The 20,509-nt window shown below is 61.9% G+C and carries 16 protein-coding genes; 6 read left to right on the top strand and 10 right to left on the bottom strand.

The genetic code is table 11. The features are described from left to right. Positions 1 to 218: 218 nt before the first annotated feature. From hrpA to OKB81_RS05385, 3 genes are all read right to left on the bottom strand, one after another. Positions 219 to 4,133: an ATP-dependent RNA helicase HrpA gene (gene hrpA / locus OKB81_RS05395; RefSeq protein ID WP_049636836.1), complete on the bottom strand. Its 3,915-nt coding sequence runs from the start codon at positions 4,131 to 4,133 to the stop codon at positions 219 to 221. 189 nt (positions 4,134 to 4,322) lie between these two features. Further along, entirely contained in the window at positions 4,323 to 4,745 is a 423-nt protein-coding gene (locus OKB81_RS05390) for a CBS domain-containing protein (protein ID WP_043152696.1), read from the bottom strand. An 83-nt stretch (positions 4,746 to 4,828) separates the two neighbouring features. Beyond that, complete coding sequence (locus OKB81_RS05385) at positions 4,829 to 5,899, bottom strand: helix-turn-helix transcriptional regulator (RefSeq protein ID WP_043152694.1); 1,071 nt, start codon at positions 5,897 to 5,899, stop codon at positions 4,829 to 4,831. A 407-nt stretch (positions 5,900 to 6,306) separates the two neighbouring features. Here OKB81_RS05385 and OKB81_RS05380 point away from each other — a divergent pair, with 407 nt between their 5' ends. Beyond that, on the top strand, positions 6,307 to 7,629 hold the full coding sequence (locus tag OKB81_RS05380; protein WP_043152684.1) for a YjiH family protein: 1,323 nt from the start codon (positions 6,307 to 6,309) through the stop codon (positions 7,627 to 7,629). 57 nt (positions 7,630 to 7,686) lie between these two features. Here OKB81_RS05380 and OKB81_RS05375 read toward each other — a convergent pair whose 3' ends face one another. Further along, positions 7,687 to 8,568 carry a pirin family protein gene (locus tag OKB81_RS05375; RefSeq protein WP_043152681.1) on the bottom strand — a complete coding sequence of 294 codons (882 nt, stop codon included), beginning with the start codon at positions 8,566 to 8,568 and terminating at the stop codon, positions 7,687 to 7,689. A 118-nt stretch (positions 8,569 to 8,686) separates the two neighbouring features. Here OKB81_RS05375 and OKB81_RS05370 point away from each other — a divergent pair, with 118 nt between their 5' ends. Beyond that, complete coding sequence (locus tag OKB81_RS05370; protein WP_041211406.1) at positions 8,687 to 9,613, top strand: LysR family transcriptional regulator; 927 nt, start codon at positions 8,687 to 8,689, stop codon at positions 9,611 to 9,613. Positions 9,614 to 9,723: 110 nt separating this feature from the next. Here the strand turns inward: OKB81_RS05370 and OKB81_RS05365 are convergent, their stop codons facing one another. The 4 genes from OKB81_RS05365 to OKB81_RS05350 form a co-directional block, all read right to left on the bottom strand. Then, positions 9,724 to 10,053, bottom strand: a complete 330-nt coding sequence (locus OKB81_RS05365; protein WP_005301028.1) for a YbaB/EbfC family nucleoid-associated protein — start codon at positions 10,051 to 10,053, stop codon at positions 9,724 to 9,726. Positions 10,054 to 10,177: 124 nt separating this feature from the next. Beyond that, complete coding sequence (gene dnaX / locus OKB81_RS05360) at positions 10,178 to 12,658, bottom strand: DNA polymerase III subunit gamma/tau (RefSeq protein ID WP_053288204.1); 2,481 nt, start codon at positions 12,656 to 12,658, stop codon at positions 10,178 to 10,180. Positions 12,659 to 12,835: 177 nt separating this feature from the next. After that, on the bottom strand, positions 12,836 to 13,381 hold the full coding sequence (apt, locus tag OKB81_RS05355; protein WP_010674707.1) for an adenine phosphoribosyltransferase: 546 nt from the start codon (positions 13,379 to 13,381) through the stop codon (positions 12,836 to 12,838). Between the two features lie 132 nt (positions 13,382 to 13,513). Then, positions 13,514 to 13,891: a YbaN family protein gene (locus OKB81_RS05350; RefSeq protein ID WP_010674706.1), complete on the bottom strand. Its 378-nt coding sequence runs from the start codon at positions 13,889 to 13,891 to the stop codon at positions 13,514 to 13,516. A 176-nt stretch (positions 13,892 to 14,067) separates the two neighbouring features. On the opposite strand from OKB81_RS05350, the gene dusC reads away from it, so the two are divergent. The 4 genes from dusC to OKB81_RS05330 all read left to right on the top strand — a co-directional run bounded on the left by dusC (position 14,068) and on the right by OKB81_RS05330 (position 17,386). Beyond that, complete coding sequence (dusC, locus tag OKB81_RS05345; protein WP_052815007.1) at positions 14,068 to 15,012, top strand: tRNA dihydrouridine(16) synthase DusC; 945 nt, start codon at positions 14,068 to 14,070, stop codon at positions 15,010 to 15,012. A gap of 56 nt (positions 15,013 to 15,068) precedes the next feature. Continuing rightward, positions 15,069 to 15,896 carry an AraC family transcriptional regulator gene (locus OKB81_RS05340; protein WP_052815008.1) on the top strand — a complete coding sequence of 276 codons (828 nt, stop codon included), beginning with the start codon at positions 15,069 to 15,071 and terminating at the stop codon, positions 15,894 to 15,896. Between the two features lie 74 nt (positions 15,897 to 15,970). Further along, on the top strand, positions 15,971 to 16,936 hold the full coding sequence (locus OKB81_RS05335; RefSeq protein ID WP_052815009.1) for a DMT family transporter: 966 nt from the start codon (positions 15,971 to 15,973) through the stop codon (positions 16,934 to 16,936). 81 nt (positions 16,937 to 17,017) lie between these two features. After that, positions 17,018 to 17,386 (top strand): TraR/DksA family transcriptional regulator, encoded by a 369-nt coding sequence (locus OKB81_RS05330; RefSeq protein WP_052815020.1) that lies wholly within the window; start codon positions 17,018 to 17,020, stop codon positions 17,384 to 17,386. Between the two features lie 158 nt (positions 17,387 to 17,544). Here OKB81_RS05330 and rnd read toward each other — a convergent pair whose 3' ends face one another. Together rnd and fadD are read right to left on the bottom strand one after the other, a co-directional pair. After that, positions 17,545 to 18,657 carry a ribonuclease D gene (gene rnd / locus OKB81_RS05325; protein WP_042865294.1) on the bottom strand — a complete coding sequence of 371 codons (1,113 nt, stop codon included), beginning with the start codon at positions 18,655 to 18,657 and terminating at the stop codon, positions 17,545 to 17,547. Positions 18,658 to 18,755: 98 nt separating this feature from the next. Next, positions 18,756 to 20,432 carry a long-chain-fatty-acid--CoA ligase FadD gene (fadD, locus tag OKB81_RS05320; protein WP_010674700.1) on the bottom strand — a complete coding sequence of 559 codons (1,677 nt, stop codon included), beginning with the start codon at positions 20,430 to 20,432 and terminating at the stop codon, positions 18,756 to 18,758. Between the last annotated feature and the right edge of the window lie 77 nt (positions 20,433 to 20,509).

Here is a 20,509-nt window from a genome sequence, read left to right as displayed (position 1 = left end):
TTCGACAAGGGTAAGGTGTTCAATCAACGTCATAGCGCGTGCCTCCTGCATGGAGACGCGATTAGATCACAGACGATCTGCCTGTTCAAATTTCATTAACAAAGTGCGATCCCGCCCTGGTGCCACCCCCAACCAGATCCCCAGCATATGACGGCCTCCCTTCCCTTTGGCGTCTCGTTGCTTTCACACTATGGCTCAGAAAACAGATAGATAGCAGCTTAGCACTGGGCAATGGCGCTCTGCACCCGTTTATCCGAGATAGGGTATGGCGTCCCCAGTTGCTGGGCGAAGAAGGAAACTCGCAGCTCCTCGATCATCCAGCGGATATTGGCCACCTCGGCCGGGATCAGCTGGGATTTGGGGATCTTGGCGAGCAGTGCCTTGTACTCCGACTCCACGCTGTGCACCTTGAGCATGTAGACCCGATCCCGGTTGGGATCGATGGCGAGCTTCTCGAGCCGCCGCTCGATGGCCCGCAGGTAGCGCAGCAAGTCAGGCAGCCGCTGCCAGCCGGTCTCGGTGACAAAGCCCTTGTGAATGAGGTTACCCAACTGCTGCTGGATGTCCGACATGGCAAAGGCGGTGTCGAGCTGCATCTTGCCCTTGAGCCGTTTCTTGATCTCATGGGAGAGGGTCAGCACGGCTTCCACCTGTTTGGCCACCTCCACCACCGCATCGTTGAGCTCGGCGCGGACATACTCCTTGAGCGCCTCGAAACCGGCCTCGTCCCAAGCCATGCCGCCGTGCTGCTCAATCAGCTTGTCGCAGCCGCAGGCGATGCAGTCGTCAATCAGCTCGGCCACCTTGCCAAACGGGTTGAAATAGAGCCCGAGCTTGGCCTTGTTGGGCAACTTCTCCTGCAGATACTTGATGGGAGATGGCACGTTGAGCAGCACCAGCCGGCGTTGGCCTGCCCACATCAGCTGCTGCTGCACCACAGGGCTCTCCACCAGCTGGATGGCGACCGAATCTTTCTCGTCTACCAACGCCGGATAGGCCTTCACCTCGAACCCACCGCGCTTCTGACTGTACTCTTGCGGCAGTTCGCCAAAGCTCCACAGGGTGAGGCCAGACTGCTCGATATCATCGTCCGCCACTTGTGACAGAGTCTCCTGCACCTTGCCGCGCAGCGACTCTTTCAATGCCTCCAGATCCTTGCCTTCCGCCACCTTCTTGTGCTTGTCGTCCACCACACGGAAGGTGAGTTTCAGGTGATCGGGCACCGCAGCCCAATCCCAGGATTCACGGGGCACGGTCACGCCGGTCATGCGGCGCAGCTGACGCTCCATCTCGTCCAACAGCGGCCCCTGCTCGGGGTTGATACTGGCGAGCAACGCATCGGCATAATTGGGGGCCGGCACGAAGTTCTTGCGCATCGGCTTGGGCATCGACTTGATGAGGGCCACCAACAACTCGTGACGCAGCCCGGGGATCAGCCACTCGAACCCCTTCACCTCCACCTGATTCAGGAGCGGCAGCGGGATATGCAGGGTCACGCCATCCGCCGCCTCCCCCGGCTCGAACTGATAGGTCAGCTTGAGCTTGAGGCGCCCCTGCTGCCAGAAGTTGGGGTAGTCGAGATCGCTGATGTGGGCCGCATCCCCCTTCATCAACATCTCTTTCTCGAAGTTGAGCAGCTCGGGATCCTGCTTTTGCGCCTCCTTCCACCACTTGTCGAAGTGGCGGGCGGAAATCACATCTTCCGGCAAACGGGCATCGTAGAAGCGGAACAAGTCCTCATCATCCACCAGAATATCGCGCCGACGGGATTTGTGCTCCAGCGCCTCTACCTCGGCCAGGAGCTTGCGGTTATCGCTGAAGAAACGGTGGCGGGTCTCGAAATCCCCCTCCACCAGGGCGCGGCGGATAAACAGCTCGCGGCACAGCGCCGGATCGATGCGGCTGAAGTTGATGGTGCGCTCGTTGACCAGAGTCAGACCATAGAGGGTCACCTTCTCCTTGGCCATCACGGCACCGTTTTTCTTCGACCAGTGAGGGTCGCTGTGGTGCAGCTTGATGAGGTGACCTGCCAGCGGCTCCACCCACTCCGGTTCAATCTTGGCGTTGATGCGGGCGTAGAGGCGCGAGGTCTCCACCAGCTCGGCGGCCATCACCCACTTGGGCGGCTTTTTGAACAGACCGGAGGCCGGGAAGAGGTGGAAGCGGCCGTTGCGGGCCCCGAGAAACTCGGGCTTTTCCAGATCCTTGTTGCCGATATGGCTCAAAAGACCGGTAAGCAGCGCGCAGTGCACCGTCTTGAAGTCTGCCGGTTCTTGGTTGGCCTTGAAGCCCAGCTCCTTGACCGTCTGACGCAGCTGGAAGTGAATGTCCTGCCACTCGCGTACCCGCAGATAGGAGAGAAACTCCTTCTGGCACATGCGGCGAAACGGGTTGCTGCCAAGAGCATCCTGCTGCTCTTTAAGATAGTTCCAGAGGTTAACAAAAGCGAGGAAGTCGGAATCCTTGTCTTCAAAACGTCTGTGCTGCTCGTCGGCGGCCTGCTTTTTCTCCATGGGCCGCTCGCGGGGATCCTGAATGCTGAGGGCGGCGGTGATCACCATCACCTCGCTCAGGCAACCGGTCTGCGCCGCACTGATCACCATCTTCGCCAGACGCGGATCAAGGGGGATACGCGAGAGCTGGCGACCGGTCTCGGTCAGCTGCAGCTTGGCTTCGCGATCGCCCGTGGCGGGCAGCTCGCGCACCGCCTCCAGCTCTTTCAAGAGGGTCAGACCGTCCTTGATATGGCGCGACTCCGGCGGCTCGACGAACGGGAAAGCCTCCATATTACCAAGGCCGAGCGCCAGCATCTGCAGGATGACGGAGGCCAGGTTGGTGCGCAGGATCTCGGGGTCGGTAAAGGCCGGACGGCTATTGAAATCCTCCTCTGAGTAGAGGCGGATACAGATACCATCCGCCACCCGACCGCAACGCCCTTTACGCTGGTTGGCGCTGGCCTGGGAGACCGGCTCGATGGGCAGGCGCTGCACCTTGGTGCGCCAGGAGTAGCGACTGATGCGGGCCGTACCCGGATCGATGACGTAACGAATGCCCGGCACCGTCAGCGAGGTCTCCGCCACGTTGGTGGCCAGTACGATGCGCCGTCCGGCGTGTGGCTGGAACACCTTGTTCTGCTCGGCGTTGGAGAGGCGGGCGTAGAGCGGCAGCACCTCGGTATCGCGCAGGTTGAGCTTACGCAGGGCATCGGCGGTATCGCGGATCTCCCGCTCGCCGTTCATGAAGATGAGGATGTCCCCGAGCCCCTCGCGGGCCAGCTCTTCCACCGCATCAAAGATCCCCTGCAGCTCGTCGCGCTCCTCCAGCCCTTCGCTCTTGTCATTGCTTTTTTTATCAACAAACAGTGGGCGGTAACGCACCTCCACCGGATAGGTGCGACCGGAGACCTCGATCACCGGCGCCTTGTTGAAATGACGAGAGAAACGCTGGGGGTCAATGGTTGCCGAGGTGATGATCACCTTGAGATCGGGGCGCTTTGGCAGCAGCTGTTTGAGATAGCCCAGGATGAAGTCGATGTTGAGGCTGCGCTCGTGGGCCTCATCGATGATGATGGTGTCGTACTGGGTCAGCATCCGGTCGTTCTGGATCTCGGCCAGCAGGATACCGTCGGTCATCAGCTTGATGTGGGTCTGCTCACTCACCTGATCGGTAAAGCGCACCTTGTAACCCACGTAGTGGCCAAGCTCGGACTCCATCTCCTCGGCAATACGGGCCGCGACGGTACGGGCCGCCAGACGGCGCGGCTGGGTGTGGCCGATGAAGCCCTTGACCCCACGCCCGAGCGCCAGACAGATCTTGGGGATCTGGGTGGTTTTGCCCGAACCGGTTTCGCCGGCGATGATCACCACTTGATGCTCTTCAATGGCTTTGGCGATCTCCCCTTGCTTCTGGCTGACTGGCAGATTGTCCGGATAGGTGACCTTAGGCACGCCCGCCAGACGGGACTGATAGCGCGTCTGTGCCACATCCAGGTCAGCGGCGATGGTTTCGAGCACGGCAGCCTGCTTGGCTTCCGGCAGCTTCTTGACCCCGTGCAGTCGACTGGAGAGACGGCGGGCGTCGAGATTCATGCAGGCGGTAAGACGGCGGCGCAGCGCCTCGATAGAGAGAGACAAGGTACGAATTCCTTAAAAGAGTGCCCATCAAGGGCCATATCGATAGCTGGGGGAGATCCTAAAGAGCGAGGCTGGGCGGTGCAAGCCTTAAAGCGCCGCGCCAGCACATCAAGCCGGAGGCGTCATGACCGTCACGGATGAAAAGAGCAGGCCGGAGCCTGCTCTTTGAAAACAACCAGACAACACCATTCAGACTCTGGCCTGATGCACGAAACAGGTGCCAAGCTGGGCGTGGATGGCCTGCATCACATTGTGGCGGTTGATGACCCCGAGCAGGCGCCCCTCCTCCACCACAGGATAGATCTTGGGCTTTTGACCCATCATCATCTCCGCCAGATCCAGGATGCTGGTGTCGGGGCCGACTGCCAGCACCTCCTTGCGCATCACATCCCTGACCTGGGCCACCTGTTCACAGTGGTAGGCCTCTTTCAACATGACGGCAATGCAATCCTGCTCGGAGACCCAGCCAATCAGATGTCCCTGGCTGTCCACTACGGGGCCGCCCAACTGATGACTGTTGAGAAATTTTTCCACCGCCGCCTGTACCATCATCTCTGCGCTGAAGATGATGGGCTTGGTCTGCATGTAGTCCTTTGCCTTGAGTGATTCCATGACGCTTTCCCCCAACGAGCCTCCCGAGGGGAGGCAAGAGCCGGGCACTATGTCCAGCTCACTCCAAGCATAGTCCGCGTGGATCAGGAGATGGATTGCAGCAAGAGCAAGAGCTCGTTCTGGCTGTGGCAGCCGGTCTTCTTGAACACCCCTTTCAGGGTGGAGCGCACGGTTTCCACCTTGACACCGCGCAGCTCCGCGATGTCGTTGCTGCTGTAACCCTTGCTCATCAGCACCAGCAGCTCCTTCTCGCCAATGGTGAGGGGATAGAGGCTGGCCAGCGCTTCGATGTCAGGATTGAAGGCGTGCTCGGGGTCACGCAGCACCACTTCCACATAGCGTTCAAAGCGGCTGAGTCCGCTCATCAGGGTGCATTGGACCAGCAGCGGGCGCAGGTTAGGCTGACGGGGAATGGACATATAGGCGCTGGCGCCGGGCAGCAAATAGGCAAAGCCATTGAGGATCTCCTTGAGCTGACGTTGCTGCTCCTTATTCTGCAAAGAGAAAATGCCATTGATGGCCCGCAATTCCACATTTTCATCGGCGATACGGTTGAAGGCCACATTGGAATAATGAATATGCCCCTTGTCGTCTATGATGGCGCTGGGCTTATTATGGTTTTTCACCAGCTGTTGCAACTGATAGTTCTGGGTTTCCAGGGCCAGCAAGTTCCAATAATGGTGGCTCCAGGCCGCCAGTCCGGAATAGATTTCCGAGAGCGAGGTGAGGTCGCGACTGCTGAAATCATCTTGCGCTGCACCACGGTAACTGCACAGGCTGCTCAGCCCACGCCCTTTGACCTGGCAGACGCCGCCGGCGGCGAATTGGGCGCCGAAACTTGCCAGCAGGCCCACCGAGCTTGAAATGCTGTTGGCGCTGACGATCCCCTTGCACCCTTTATCCAGATAATGGTTGAACCACACATCCTGGCGATGATGTTGCAGGTAAAACTGCTGCTGGGCCTCGGTCAGACCGCTGGAAAAAAGCTTTATTCCGTCGCTCTTGTCATCATCCCGCAATAAAAACAGGGATGAACTGCAGGAAACGTCGGCACGAAATTGGTCCACGACAAGCTTAATGTCAGAATCATTAATACCGCACTCGTATAACTGGCTGATATAGGGCGATATCCTTTCTTTCTCTAATGCCTTCACACCCGAACTCCTAATTCTTATTTTTATTGAAGAGGCATCTTACTCTGCAATGGGATAGCCGAAAAGTAGTCAAATGAACAAAGGGTTTATGATTTATTCATAAATAGTCATGAATATAGGCTCATGAATGAATATGACCAGAAAGGGTAAATAGCCGCTCATGTTTTTCCTGGCGCTGGTCGCTTACCTCCCTGTTTTGCCTCTTGATGCCTCACCACCCACTCGCCATCCCGGCCCCTCTTTCCCCCCGAGATCACGCTTTTCAGTCTTGGGGTCATCTGCATCCACACCGATTCATATGTTGCATTTTGGTGACTTTGGTGTTTCCATTTTGAGCGCCGGACGATATTGTATATACAAATAATCCCCTCAACGGAATTGAACCATGCGGATCACAAGGAGAGAAAATGGAACCTGAACACACGCTCACTGCACCGGCAGGATCAGGGGCCGGCATCAAGCTGCTGCTGGCCAGCCTGCTTGGCATCGCCATCTTTTTCGTGCCCTTCGAGCTTGGCGGGCGCAGCACCATAGTGGTGGATCACCTGGCCGGCTTTCTGATTGCCCAGCGCCCCCTTGCCCTGACCCTCATTCTCTTGCTCATCGCCTATGGCGCCATCACCCCCTTGCTGGATGGCCGCTGGCGCGCCCGTCCCATCGACAGGGTATTGAGCCTGTTCAAGCTGCTCGGGCTGGCCCTGGCCATTTTGTATGTCACAGACTGGGGCCCTGCCTGGTTGATGACCCCGGATCGCCTCCCCTTCCTGTTCGATAAACTGGCCATGTCTGTGGGTCTCATCGTGCCTATCGGCGCCATGGCCCTGACCTTCCTGCTCGGTTTCGGCCTGCTGGAATTCATCGGGGTGCTGATGCAACCCGTGATGCGCCCCCTGTGGCGCACGCCGGGTCACTCCGCCATCGATGCCGTCGCCTCTTTCGTCGGCAGCTACTCGGTGGGCCTGCTCATCACCAACCGGGTCTTCCTCGCGGGCAAGTACACGGTGCGAGAAGCCGTCATCATCGCCACCGGCTTCTCCACCGTCTCGGCCGCCTTCATGATCATCGTGGCCAAGACCCTCAACCTGATGGGACACTGGAACTTCTACTTCTGGTCCACCCTGGTGATCACTTTCGTCATCACCGCCATCCTGGCGCGCGTTCCTCCCATCAGCCGTCTGGCTCACCATGGGGAGACCGACGAGCCGCTACCGGATGGCATGAGCCGCTGGCAGGCGGCCCTCACCTGCGGCCTGACCCAGTCCCACCAGGCCGATCCCCTGTTGCGGCAATTGAAGGACAACCTCAGGGACGGTCTTCACATGGCCGCAGCCGTGGTGCCCACCATACTGTCCGTCGGTCTGCTGGGCCTGCTGCTGGCAAAGCACACTCCCCTGTTCGATCTGCTGGGCTGGCTGCTCTGGCCACTGACCTGGCTGCTGGATCTCGGCGAGCCGCTCGCCACCGCCAAGGCCCTCTCTGCCGGTCTGGCCGAGATGTTCCTGCCCGCCATCCTGCTCAAGGATGCCGACCTGCTGGTGCGCTATGTCGCGGCCGTGGTTTCGGTCAGCTCGGTGCTCTTCTTCTCTGCCTCCATCCCCTGCATCCTGGCCACCCGGATCCCGGTGAGCGTGGGACAGCTGGTGGTGATCTGGCTGCTGCGCACCCTGCTTGGCATCCTGCTGGCCGCCTTGTGCGGCAGGCTGGCGCTGGCCCTCGGCTGGCTCGGTTGACCAGGGCCCATAAAAAAACAAAGCGCCATCAGGCGCTTTGTTTTTATCAGAATTGTCTCAGGGGGCGATGACGGCGAACCGGCCGCTGTTGAAATCATCTATCGCCTGATGGATCTCTGCCTCGCTGTTCATGACAAAGGGGCCATAACCCACGATGGGTTCATCGATGGGCTCGCCACTCAGCAGCAACAAGCTGGCCTCGCCTTCCGCCTCCAGCATGAACTCCTCACCGTTGGGATCGAGCAGCACCAGTTGTGCTTCGCCCGCGCGCTCCTGACCGTTGATAATGAGAGAGCCCTTGAGCACCACCAAGGCGCTGTTCCATCCCGCTACCGCCGGCAGCACCACGCTGGCCCCGCCCTTGAGCCGCAGATCCCAGATGTTCATGGGCGAGAAGGTGCGGGCTGGCCCCTCTACCTCGCCTTGTTGCAACCCGGCATCGTTCCCGGCGATGATGCGTACCCGCACATCGCCCTCCTTGAGGCTCAGTTGCGGGATGGTGTCGCTGGTGATGCCCTGATAACCGGGCGTCGACATCTTGTGTTTGGCGGGCAGGTTGACCCACAGCTGCACCATATCGAGGGTGCCACCACGACGGGTAAACCCCTGGGAGTGGAATTCGTCGTGCATGATGCCGGCGGCGGCCGTCATCCACTGCACGTCTCCCGGACCGATGATCCCCCCCTGGCCGGTCGAGTCGCGATGGGCAACCTCCCCTTCATAGACGATGGTGACCGTCTCGAAGCCACGGTGCGGGTGTTCCCCCACGCCCCTGGCATGATCGGCGGGCTCGAAATGTGCCGGGCCAGCCCTGTCCAGCAGCAGGAAGGGGCTCAAGGCGCGGCCATGGGTCTGATACGAGAACAGCGAGCGAACCGGGAATCCGTCGCCGACCCAGTGTTGTCGAGGGGCGCTGTAAATACCGATGACTCTTTTCATGATGCTCTCCTGGGTGATCGTCACGGGATGTGTCGTTGCTCGCATTGTGAGTCTGGAACGCTGCGTCCGGTAGACGTAAAATTTGCCATCAGCGTCCTATTTTGTGAACGATAACCCCATGCAACAGGATCTCAACGACCTCTATTTCTATGTCCAGGTGGTGGATCACGGGGGCTTTGCCCAGGCCGGCAGGGCCCTCGGCATGCCCAAATCCAGGCTCAGCCGCCGCATCGCCATGCTGGAGGAACGACTCGGGGTGCGTCTTATCCAGCGTTCCACCCGCAGCTTCACCGTCACCGAACTCGGGCAGGCTTATTACACCCGTTGCCGGGCCATGCTGGTGGAAGCCGATGCGGCGCAGGATCTCATCGCCGCGACCCAGAGCGAGCCTTGCGGTCTGGTGCGCATCGCCTGCCCCATCGATCTGCTCCACGCCCACGTCGGGAGGATGCTGGTCTCTTTCGCCCTGGCCCATCCCAGCGTCAAGGTGCAGCTCGTCGGGGTCAACCGGGCGGTGGATCTGGTCGCGGAGGGGTTGGACATGGCTCTCAGGGTGCGACCACTGCCCCTGGAGGACAGCGATCTCGCCATGCGGGTGCTGGGTTATGCGACCCAGTGTCTGGTGGCAAGCCCGGCCCTTGTCGCGTCACTCGGCATGCCCCGGGCCCCCGCAGATCTGCTGTCATGGCCGAGCCTCGGTCATGGCGCCAGCCTGGAAGGCCATCACTGGACCCTGCTGGGCCCCAATGGGGCCAGAGTCAAACAGCACCACAGCCCCCGCTTTGCCACCACCGACATGCAGACATTGCGTCAGGGGGCGATCGACGGGCTCGGGGTCGTGCAACTGCCCACCATGATGATGGATGAGCCCCTGGCCGATGGCCGGCTGGTGCGTCTGCTCCCCGACTGGGCACCGCGCCAGGAGGTGATCCACGCGGTCTTCCCCTCACGCCGCGGTCTGCTGCCTGCCATCCGCGCCCTCATCGATCATCTGGTCGAGGGCTTCTCCCCCCTGGGGCAGGCAAGTACGCAGCTCCCGCCATGATCTGTGCATGGCCGTTCCCGGGTGTGCTGACATGCAAAAGGCCAGAGCTTGGCTCTGGCCTTTTCATTTTCCCCTTCACAGAGGAGGGGAAACGGATACGGGCAGTATCCTCAGAAGGGCATTTTGAAGCCCGGGGGCAGTTGCATGCCGCCGGTCAGCTCGCCCATCTTGGCCTTGTTCTGCTCTTCCACGCGGCGCACGGCGTCATTGACGGCGGCGGCGACCAGATCTTCCAGCATCTCCTTGTCATCTTCCATCAGGCTGGGATCGATCTCGATACGACGCACGCTGTGGCTGCCGGCCATGGTCACCTTGACCATGCCTGCGCCCGCCTCGCCGACCACTTCCATCTGGGCCAGCTGCTCTTGCATCTTCTGCATGCGCTCTTGCATCTGTTGGGCCTGTTTCATCAGGTTACCCATTCCACCTTTACCAAACATAGATCGTCTCTCGTCTTGAAATCCGGCATCCAGCGCCGGGCTGTGGGTTCATCTGCCCTAAGTGGGGGCAGCCAAAGGTCTTTTCAACCGGGGGCAAGCCCCGGCACGGTTTTTTCACCGCAACTCAGCGACTCAGTGGTTCGATGCTCTCGGGATGGAGCACGGCGCCGAAACGCTGCTGCAAGAATTGTACGTTGGGATCCGCCGCCAGATCCCGGCTCACCTGTTCACGCACCCCGAGATAGAGACGATGCTCTATCTCGAGCGGCGTCTCCCGCGCGGGATCCGAGCCCAGGGTCACATCGATGTGAACCGGGCCGCCCAGCTCGGGACCGATGATCTCGGCCAGATCGGCGCGGGCCTTGTCGCTCACCAGATGGCGCTGCTCGGGTTTGAGCAGCAGGGAGACCCGATTGCCTTCCCGGGTCATCACCGCGTTGATGGCCAGTTGACGCAGCCGACCACCCACCCCGGTGCGGGCGATGAGCTCGGCCCAGGCGTCCCCGCAATTGACCAGCAAGGACGAGGGGATCAGACGGGCGACCTCCCCCTCCTCCTCGGGTTGTTCGTCGCTCTCCAGCGCATCCCAGTCGATGGTCTCCATCAACGCAATGGCGGGCTGAGGCTCGCTGGCGGCCACTGGAGGCGCGGCAGGCACCATAGCGGCAACCACAGGTGCCGCCGCATCCGCGCTGCCGGCGTCAGCGCCCAGATCCCAAGGCGGCAGATCCTCCTGCGAAGGAGGTGCCATGGTGGCGGGAGCTGGCTGGGCGGAAGTCACTGCCCGCGTGGGCAACGGGGCACTGGCAAACCCCTCGTCAAACCCCTGATTCAGATACTCTTCGTAGTCACTGGCCCCCTCTTCATAGGCATCGAGAGGGGGCAGGTCGTCATACCCTGTTTGCAAGGCAGGTCCCTGCCCCGGCATCTCGGGCCGCGCCGCTGGTTGCACCTCGGCCTGGGGCGAAGTCGCGACGGCAGGCATCGCAGGGGCCGGTTTGGTCGCGGCCACCGATTTGACGGGAGTGATCCGGGCGGGCACGGCGTTTGCACTCTGCTCGCCACGCAGGCGGCTTCGCAGCAAATTGCGCTTGCCAAGCAGGCTCTGCATGCTGGAGGTCGAAGAGATGGCGACGTCTTCCCCTTGGACCTCAACCTGCTGCGTCTGCCCGGCGTCATCCGCCGCCAACGGCGCAGAGGCAGGCTCTGTAGGCGGACTGGCAGGCACCACGGCCTCGTAACCCATCCGTTCGGCCTCACGCAGCAGCTCATCCTGCTCGGCAAAGAGCGGATCCAGCACTGCGCCCTCCTCCGCCTTGAGTGAGGTGGCGACGTGCTCGGCCTCAAGGACCGATGCTGGCGCGGCGGGAGCCTTTGGTGCTGCGCTGGCAGCCGGGGCCGGCTCAGCCCCCTGGGGCTTTCCCGGCAGGAGCGGCGCGCTTTCCCTCGCTGCCGCCATCACGCCGGTGTGCCCTGTCATGAGAGGCTGGGCCGCCAGGTTGGCGGGATGGACCACCTCGCGCCGGGGCGAGAAGGCCAGCATCCGCAGACAGGTCATCTCCAGTGCGGTGCGCCCGTCAGGGGCCCAGGGCAGATCCTTGCGCCCCCCCAGCACGATTTGATAGCAGAGCTGTACCTCTTCCGGGCTCATGGCTCCGGCAAGCTGCAGCAAGGCATCGGCATCCGCCCCCTGCTCCTGCACGCTCGCAGGCAGCAGTTGCGCCATGGCCACCCGATGGAGCAAGGCTTCCAGCTCGGCGTGAAGCTGGTCGAAATCCGGCCCCAGGGTAGCAATCTCGGTGATCTTGGCCATGGTGGCCGGGGCATCCTGGCGCAGCACTGCCTCCAGCAACTGGTGCAGGTGGTGATGATCGAGGGTCCCCAGCATGGTGAGCACGCTCTCCAGGCGCACGCTGCCGTTGCCGTGGGCCAACGCCTGATCGGTGAGGCTCAGGGCATCGCGCATGCTGCCGTCGGCCGCCTTGGCCAGGGCCAGCAGGGCGCGAGGCTCGAAGGGTTGGCCCTCCTGGTCCAGCACCCATTCGAGCTGCCTGGCAATCTGGGTCTGATCCAGGCTCTTGAGATGAAACTGCAGGCAGCGCGAGAGGATGGTGATGGGGAGCTTCTGCGGATCCGTGGTGGCCAGCAGGAATTTCACATAGGGGGGCGGCTCTTCCAGGGTTTTGAGCAGCGCATTGAAGCTGTGGCGCGACAGCATGTGCACTTCATCGATGAGGTACACCTTGAAACGACCACGGGCCGGACGGTACTGCACGTTGTCGAGCAGCTCTCGGGTGTCTTCCACCTTGGTGCGGGACGCCGCATCGATTTCCAGCAGATCGACGAAATTGCCCTGATCGATCTCGCGGCAGGTATCGCACACACCGCACGGATGGCTGCTGATCCCCTGCTCGCAGTTAAGGCTCTTGGCCAGAATGCGGGCGATGGTGGTTTTGCCCACGCCGCGGGTCCCGCTCAGGAGGTAGGCATGGTGAAGCCGCCCCTGATCCAGGGCATTGGTCAGGGCCGTCAGCACATGTTGCTGGCCGACCACTTGTTCAAACGTATGGGGGCGCCATTTGCGCGCCAAAACCTGATAGCTCATAGATCTCGATGCTGGGAAACGAGGCATTGAGGCTGGATGCTAACACAAATGGAGGGCTGGCTGTATGGGGGATGCGCCGCCTTGGGAGGGATCGCTTGAATTTCAAACCGGTGCCCGTTCAGGCACCGGTTTGCGGCAGAAAGCAGGGTGACGAGGCCTGCCGCGCGAAGGGGCGATTTACGCCCCCGCGAGTTCCACCAGAGAGACCACCTTGACGCCGGCGGCGGTCAGGCGGGCATCACCGCCCAGGGACGGCAGGGAGATGATGAAGGCGGCATCCGCTACCTCACCGCCGGCGCGGCGGATGAGCTTGACGGTGGCATCGACGGTGCCGCCGGTGGCCAGCAGATCGTCCACCACCAGCACCTTGTCACCGGGCACGATGGCATCGGTGTGCAGTTGCAGGGTGTCGGTGCCGTACTCCAGGGCGTAGGACTCCTCGATGACGGCGCGGGGCAGCTTGCCCGGCTTGCGCACCGGCACGAACCCCAGCCCCATGGCGTAGGCAACCGGGGCGCCGAAGATGAAGCCACGGGCCTCGGTGCCGACAATCTTGGTGATGCCTTGATCACGGTAATGATCGGCCAGCAGATCGATGGTGGCCTTGAAGGCCTCGGCATTCTCGATCAGGCTGGTGATGTCGCGAAACAGAATGCCCGGCTTCGGATAGTCGGGAATGGTCTTGATGCTCGCTTCGATAAACTTCAGGGTTTCCGGATTCATTATTTGACCGCTTATTTTTTGAGCCCTGCCATGGCGGCGCACGGGGTCTCCGCCTGGGGGCAATAAAAAGGCCCGTCACGCAAAAATGACGAGCCAACTCCATAGCATTATTGCCGCGATAGCTTAGGGATTTCACTTCTTCATTGCAACCGGCTCCAGCACCGGCAGACGCATCAACCAGGTGAGCAGGATCACCATTATGACAACCAGCAGCCACCTCACCCAGGGCAACGGCACCACCAGCAGCGATACCGAGAACGAGATCAGGATGAAGATGATGGCGCGGCATCTGGCGTGGCGGCGAATGCCGCGATACTGCTGCCAGTCGAGGATGGGGGGGCCAAACCAGGGATGCGCCAGCAACCAGCCATGAAAGCGGGGGGAGGAGCGCGCAAACAGCGCCGCCGCCAGCAACATGAAGGGGGTTGTCGGCAGCAGGGGCAGGACTATCCCGACTATCCCGGTGGCGAAGGCAAGCCAGCCCAGGGCCATCAGACACCAGCGTTTCATGGGTACTCCTCTAGTGTTTCTCTGCCTTTAGCCTAACAGAGTTGGCCCGGAAGCTGACAGCCTGGCCCAGTCTGCGGCCGTCGATGGGGGCCATCGAGTGGGCAGACGGCTGACAATCCCGGCCATTGCCACTACAATCTGCGCTCTTTTTTCTCCCCTTGTCTTCGGAAGCAGCTATGCGCGTTATTTTGGCCCCCATGCAGGGGGTGCTGGATCACCTGATGCGGGAGGTCCTCACCTCCGTCAATGATTACGACCTCTGCGTCAGTGAATTCATCCGGGTGGTCGATCAACTGCTGCCCGCCAAGGTATTCCATCGCCTCTGCCCCGAGCTCAGACAGGATGGCAAGACCCGTGCGGGGACCCCGGTACGGGTGCAACTGCTGGGACAGCATCCGGAATGGCTCGCCGAAAACGCAGTGCGCGCCATCGAGCTCGGCTCTCCCGGGGTCGATCTCAACTTCGGCTGCCCTGCCCCCACGGTCAACAAGAGCAAGGGGGGCGCCGTGCTGCTCAAGGAACCCGAGACCGTCTATCGCATCGTCAAGGCGGTGCGGGAGGCCGTGCCTGCCCACCTGCCGGTGAGCGCCAAGATCCGCCTGGGATACGATGACAAGGATCTCTATCTGGACAATGCCCAGGCCGTCTATCAGGGGGGCGCCAACGAGCTGGCGGTGCATGCCCGCACCAAGCGCGAAGGCTACAAGGCGCCGGCCCACTGGGAGTACGTGGACGCCATCCGCCGCGCCCTGCCCATCCCCGTCACCGCCAACGGCGAGATCTGGAACCATGCCGATGCCCTGACCTGTGCCCGGGTGTCCGGTTGCGATGCCCTCATGGTGGGCCGGGGCGCCATCTCCCTGCCCAACCTGGCCAACGTGATGAAGACGGGGTGTGCCCACATGAGCTGGGCCGAGGTACTGCAACTGATGGTGACCTACACCGAGCAGGATCTGGCGAGCGACAAGGCCGACTACTACCCGAGTCGCATCAAGCAGTGGTTCTCCTACATAGTGCGGGAATACCCCCAGGCCGACGAGCTGTTTCGCCGCATCCGCACCATCAAGACCGCAGAGGAGATCCGCTCCGCCCTCGAGCGCGAGTGCGCCTCACAGGCCTAGACTTGGCCGCCACCCCGCGGCGCCCTATGATGAAGGCTCATTGACAGGAGGTCAGGATGCAGGGAGTACCGGTCAACTTTACCCATCAGCACGACAGGGCCGATTTTCGCGCCCTGCCGGGGCAGCCTGCGACCGAGCTCTATCGCGCCCACATCCAGCACCACATCTTCGATCCCCATAGTCACGAGGGGTTTGGCCTCGGTGTCATTGAGTGCGGTGCCGAGCGCTTTCGCTATCGCGGCAGCCAGCTCCTGGCCGGTCCCGGCAGCCTGGTGCTGATGAACCCCGATGAGCTGCACACGGGCGAGTCAGCCTGCGAGCAGGGGTGGCGCTATCGCATGCTCTACCTGCCCGCCGACCGGCTCGAGGCCATCAGCGGCGAGCGCGACTGGTATTTCACCGATGCCGTGCGAAGCGATCCGCGCACTGCCCCCGTCCTGCAGGCGACCCTGGATGCCCTCTGGCACTGTGACAGCGAGCTCGCCGCCGACGGCCTGCTGCTAAGGGTGTGCGAGACCCTGCGCCCCCATGCCCGGGCCCTGGCGGCCCCGCGCGAAGCGGCCCACCCTCTGGGCCGCGCTATCGACTATATGCAGGCCTGTTTCGCCCGCCCCATTACCCTGGCCGAGCTGGCCGGTGCAGTGAACCTCAGCCCCTACCACTTCCAGCGCAGCTTCAAGGCCCGCTTTCACGTCACCCCCCAGCAGATGTTGATGGCCATCCGCCTGCAGCGCGCCAAGGGGTGGCTGGCTGCCGGCCTGCCCGCTGCCGAGGTGGCCGCCGCCTGTGGTCTGGCCGATCAGTCCCACCTCAACCGTGCCTTCCTGCGCCGCTATGGCACCACCCCGGTCCGCTACCAGAAACAGGTGCAGGCTGGCCGCTAAAGCGCAATCTGGTTCAATACGCCCCCCTTCCTCCCTGCTAGGCTGGCCTCCTTCTTCTTTACCGGATATGAAACATGTTGATCGGAGTCCTGTTTGCCCTGCTGGCCGGCCTGATGTGGGGGCTCATCTTCGTCGCCCCCCTCTTGGTGGACGGCTATCCCCCCGCCCTGCTCGCGAGCGGCCGCTACCTCGCCTTCGGCCTCATCGTGCTGCCGCTCGCCTGGCAGGCCCGCAAACACCTGGCGGCCCTCTCAGCCAGCGACTGGCGAGAGGCCCTCGCCCTCACTCTGGTGGGGAACCTCCTCTACTACTTCTGCCTGTCGGGGGCCATCTTGCGCATCGGCTCGCCCCTGGCAGCCATGCTTATCGGCACCCTGCCGGTGGTGACGGCCCTGGCCGCCAACCGCCTCTATGGCGCACGGGACGGTCGCCTCTCCCGCACCCGGCTCTACCCGTCCCTGGTGCTGATGGGGGCCGGTCTCTATCTGGTCAACAGCGCCGAGCTCACCTGGCACACCGAGGCGCGCACCGAACAACTGATCGGTATAGCCCTGGCGGTAGGCGCCGTGCTGTGCTGGACCTGGTATCCCCTGCGCAACGCCCGCTGGCTGCGCGAGCACCCGGGCCGCAGTCCGGCCGTCTGGGCCACCGCCCAGGGGCTGGTGACCCTGCCGGTGGCGCTCATTGCCTATCTCGGCAGCCTCGGCCATCTTGCCCTGAGCGCACCGGACTTTCCCCTGCCCTTCGGGCCGACGCCCCTGCGCTTCGTGCTGCTGATGGGGGCGGTGGGGCTCTTCTGCTCCTGGCTCGGCACCCTGTGCTGGAACGAGGCGAGCCAGCGCCTGCCGACCGTGCTGGTCGGGCCGCTCATCGTGTTCGAGACTCTGGCGGGGCTCTTGTACGCCTTTATGCTGCGCGGGATCATGCCCCCCATGAGTACCCTGGTGGGTGTCGTCTGTCTGGTGGCGGGAGTGCTCTACGTCATCACCGGCAAGCCGCAGCACCTGCCGGAAAAACCCGTCAAAGCACGGTTAACTTGACTCATGTCATCTTGATAAACCGCGGGTTTCCCTATACTGGCCGAGTTTTATCACTCGTTTTTGGGGGCTGCTGTGTGTGAAGTGACGCAAGCCCGGTTGGCCGAATGGCATCAGCGCCTTCTGACCGACTGGGCGCAAACAAGAGAGGAGCTGATCCGTCAGCTCAATGCCTGTCGACAAGATGACTGGGCACAGAAGGTGGAGCGCTGCGAGCGAGATCAACTGGTTGATCTGACCAGCCGTCTCGATCTGCCCGGGGTGGAACACAGCGTGGCACGCCTCAAGCGGCTCGACGCGGCGCTCTGCCAGATGGATCTGGGGCTCTATGGCTTCTGCTCCGATTGTGAGGAGCCGCTGCTCCCTGAACAGCTGGAACAGGATCCGACCCTGCAACGCTGCCCGCGCTGCGAGGCCCGCTACCGCAAGGGATTCCACGCTCACGAACTCTGATGGGGGCACCCTTTGTGCCCGCCATTTTCCTCCTCCCCCCCTTCTCGCTTCCCATCATGACCAACCCCCTGGCGCGACGATCCCGGCAACCCCCGAGGGCAGCCGCACAGGCATGAAAAAGGGGAGTCATGGACTCCCCTTCTCGTACTGCGTACTCGTCACTGGGCCAGCAGGTGGCCTACCAGCTCATGACGCCACCCTTGCAGCAGCATGGGCTTGTCCGCCCTGGCCCGCTCCTCGGCACTCATGCGCCAGCTCCAGGTGAAGTACTGGTGGATGATCTTCTTGCTCGCCACCAGCTCCGGTGGAATGTTGCTGGCCTTGGCCTTCTCCTCCACCATGGCCTTGATGCGCTTGAGCTCGGCCTTGTACTGGGGGAAGTCCACCAGACGGCGGATGGGATCGGGCCAGCTCGCAGGGTCGCTCTGCTGGGCGGCGGCGACGATGTCCAGCATCCGCTTGCCGTGGATCTTGATCTCGATGGGCGAGAGGCCCAGCTCGTTAAGATCCCGAAGCGAAGCGGGACGACGCTCCGCCACCTTGAACAGGTGCAGCTCTTTGACCACGAAGTTGAGGGCAAGATCCCGGCGTACCGCTTCCTGCTGGCGCCAGGCGGCCAGCTCGCGCAGGATGGCCAGCTCGCGGCGACCCAGTTGCCAGGCGTTGACTATCTCGAGGTAGGCCTGACGGGGATCGCTGCCCTGGGTCTTGCGGGCGGAGTGGTTCTGGCACTCCTGTTCGAACCAGGGGAACTTGCCGCTCTCGCGCAGTCTGGCCATCACCTTCTCGTAGAGGGGCATGAGGTAGAAGACATCCGCCGCGGCATATTCCAGCTGACGAGGGGTAAGGGGGCGCGCCAGCCAGTCGGTACGGGCCTGATCCTTCTCAAGCTCGACCCCGAGGAATTCGTTGACCAAGGCGCCAAACCCCACCGACACGCCATGACCCAGGAAGGCTGCCGCCAGCTGGGTATCGTGCATCTGGTTGGGCAGGTGACCCGCTTGATGCTGGATGAGTTCCAGATCCTCACCGGAGGCGTGCAGGATGGCAATCTGTCCGGCCCGACCGAGGCGCTGCCACAAACCGGAGAGCTCCAGGGTCAGGGGATCGAGCAGGGCAAGCTGCTTGCCATCGTAGATCTGGAACAGACCGAGCTGGGGATAGTAGGTACGGGTGCGAACGAATTCGGTATCGATGGCCAGGGGAACGTCGGCCAGAGAAGCGAGATACTGATCCAGTTCGGCTTGCTGTGAAATGAGTTGATATTGCATCGTTGCCTGCACGTTGGTCGGATCCAGAAAGAAAAAACCGTGGATGTCCCACGGTTTTGCATAACGACAGCGCTGGACTGCAAAGCAGTGCATGCCGGTTACTGCTTGGCAATCTCCTCGTCGCGCAGCACGCGGCGCAGGATCTTGCCCACGTTGGTCTTGGGAAGTTCGTCGCGAAATTCTACCAGTTTCGGCACCTTATAGGCAGTCAGATGTTTGCGGCAGTGGGCAATTATCTCCTCTTCCGCCAGCTTTGCATCTTTCTTGACCACGAAGATCTTCACCTGCTCGCCGGACACCGGGTTGGGTACGCCGACGGCGGCTACCTCCAGCACCTTGGGATGCAGGGCCACCACGTCTTCTATCTCGTTCGGGTAGACGTTGAAGCCGGAGACCAGGATCATGTCCTTCTTGCGATCGACGATCTTGAAGAAGCCCTGCTCGTCGCATACCGCGATGTCGCCGGTGCAGAGCCAGCCATCCTGCATCACCTCGGCGGTCGCCTCCGGGCGCTGCCAGTAGCCGGTCATCACCTGAGGACCGCGCACCTGCATCTCGCCGGGGGCACCCCGTTCGGTGACCTGGTTCCCCTCGTCATCCACCAGACGGATCTCGGTGGAGCAGACCGGCAGACCGATGGAGCCGTTGTAATCCACCAGATCATAGGGGCAGACGCTCACCAGGGGCGAGCACTCGGTCAGGCCATAGCCCTCCAGCAGCGGGGTGCCGGTCAGCCCCTTCCACTGCTCGGCCACCGCCCGTTGCACCGCCATGCCGCCACCGATAGTGAGCTTGAGCTTGGCAAAATCCATGCCCTTGAACTCGTCGTTGTTGACCAGGGCATTGAACAGGGTGTTCACCCCGGTGATGCAGGTGAAAGGATACTTCTTGATCTCTTTGACAAAACCCGGGATGTCGCGGGGGTTGCTGATGAGCAGGTTGTAGCCCCCCAGACGCATGAACAGCAGGCAGTTTACCGTCAGGGCGAAGACGTGATAGAGCGGCAGCGCCGTGACCACGAACTCCTTGCCGCGCTCCAGCACGGGGCCATAGACACCGAGGCACTGCTCAACGTTGGCGATCATGTTGCGATGAGTCAGCATGGCCCCCTTGGAGAGGCCGGTGGTCCCGCCGGTGTATTGCAGGAAGGCGATGTCCTGGTTGCTGATCTCGGGTTTGATGTACTGCAGGTAGCGCCCCTTGGCGAGGGCCTGGCGCATGGTGCTGGCATGGGGCAGGTTGTACTTGGGCACCAGCTTCTTGACGTATTTGACCACGAAGTTGACCAGGGTCCCCTTGGCCAGCCCCAGGTTGTCACCCATCCGGGTCAGTATCACGTGCTTGACCGGGGTGTCATACACCACTTTTTCCAGGGTGTGGGCGAAGTTGGAAACGATGACGATGGCCTTGGCGCCGGAGTCTTTCAACTGATGCTCCAGCTCGCGCGGGGTATAGAGGGGGTTGACGTTCACCACCGTCATGCCGGCCCGCAGGATGCCGAATACCGCGATGGGGTATTGCAGCAGGTTCGGCATCATCACGGCCACCCTGTCCCCCTTGCCGAGCTTCAGCTCGTTTTGCAGGTAGGCGGCGAAGGCTCGGGACTGCTCCTCCAGCCGGCGGTAGGTAATGGTCTGCCCCATGTTGACGAAGGCGGGCTGATCGGCGAACTGGTTCACCGACTCTTCAAACATCTCGACCAGAGAGCCGTATTGGTCTGGATTGATCTCGGCGGGCACCCCTTCTGGATAACGCTTCAGCCAGACTCTTTCCACGAACTTCTCCTGCATAACTCGCACCTGTGCGCTCACTGTGTTGCCTCCGTCCCTGTCACATCCATTTCAATCAGTTG

The sequence above is a fragment of the Aeromonas sp. QDB56 genome, assembly GCF_027705505.1.
In the GTDB taxonomy this organism is placed as follows: Bacteria; Pseudomonadota; Gammaproteobacteria; order Enterobacterales; family Aeromonadaceae; genus Aeromonas; species Aeromonas caviae.
This window is presented reverse-complemented; position numbering and strand designations above follow the sequence as displayed.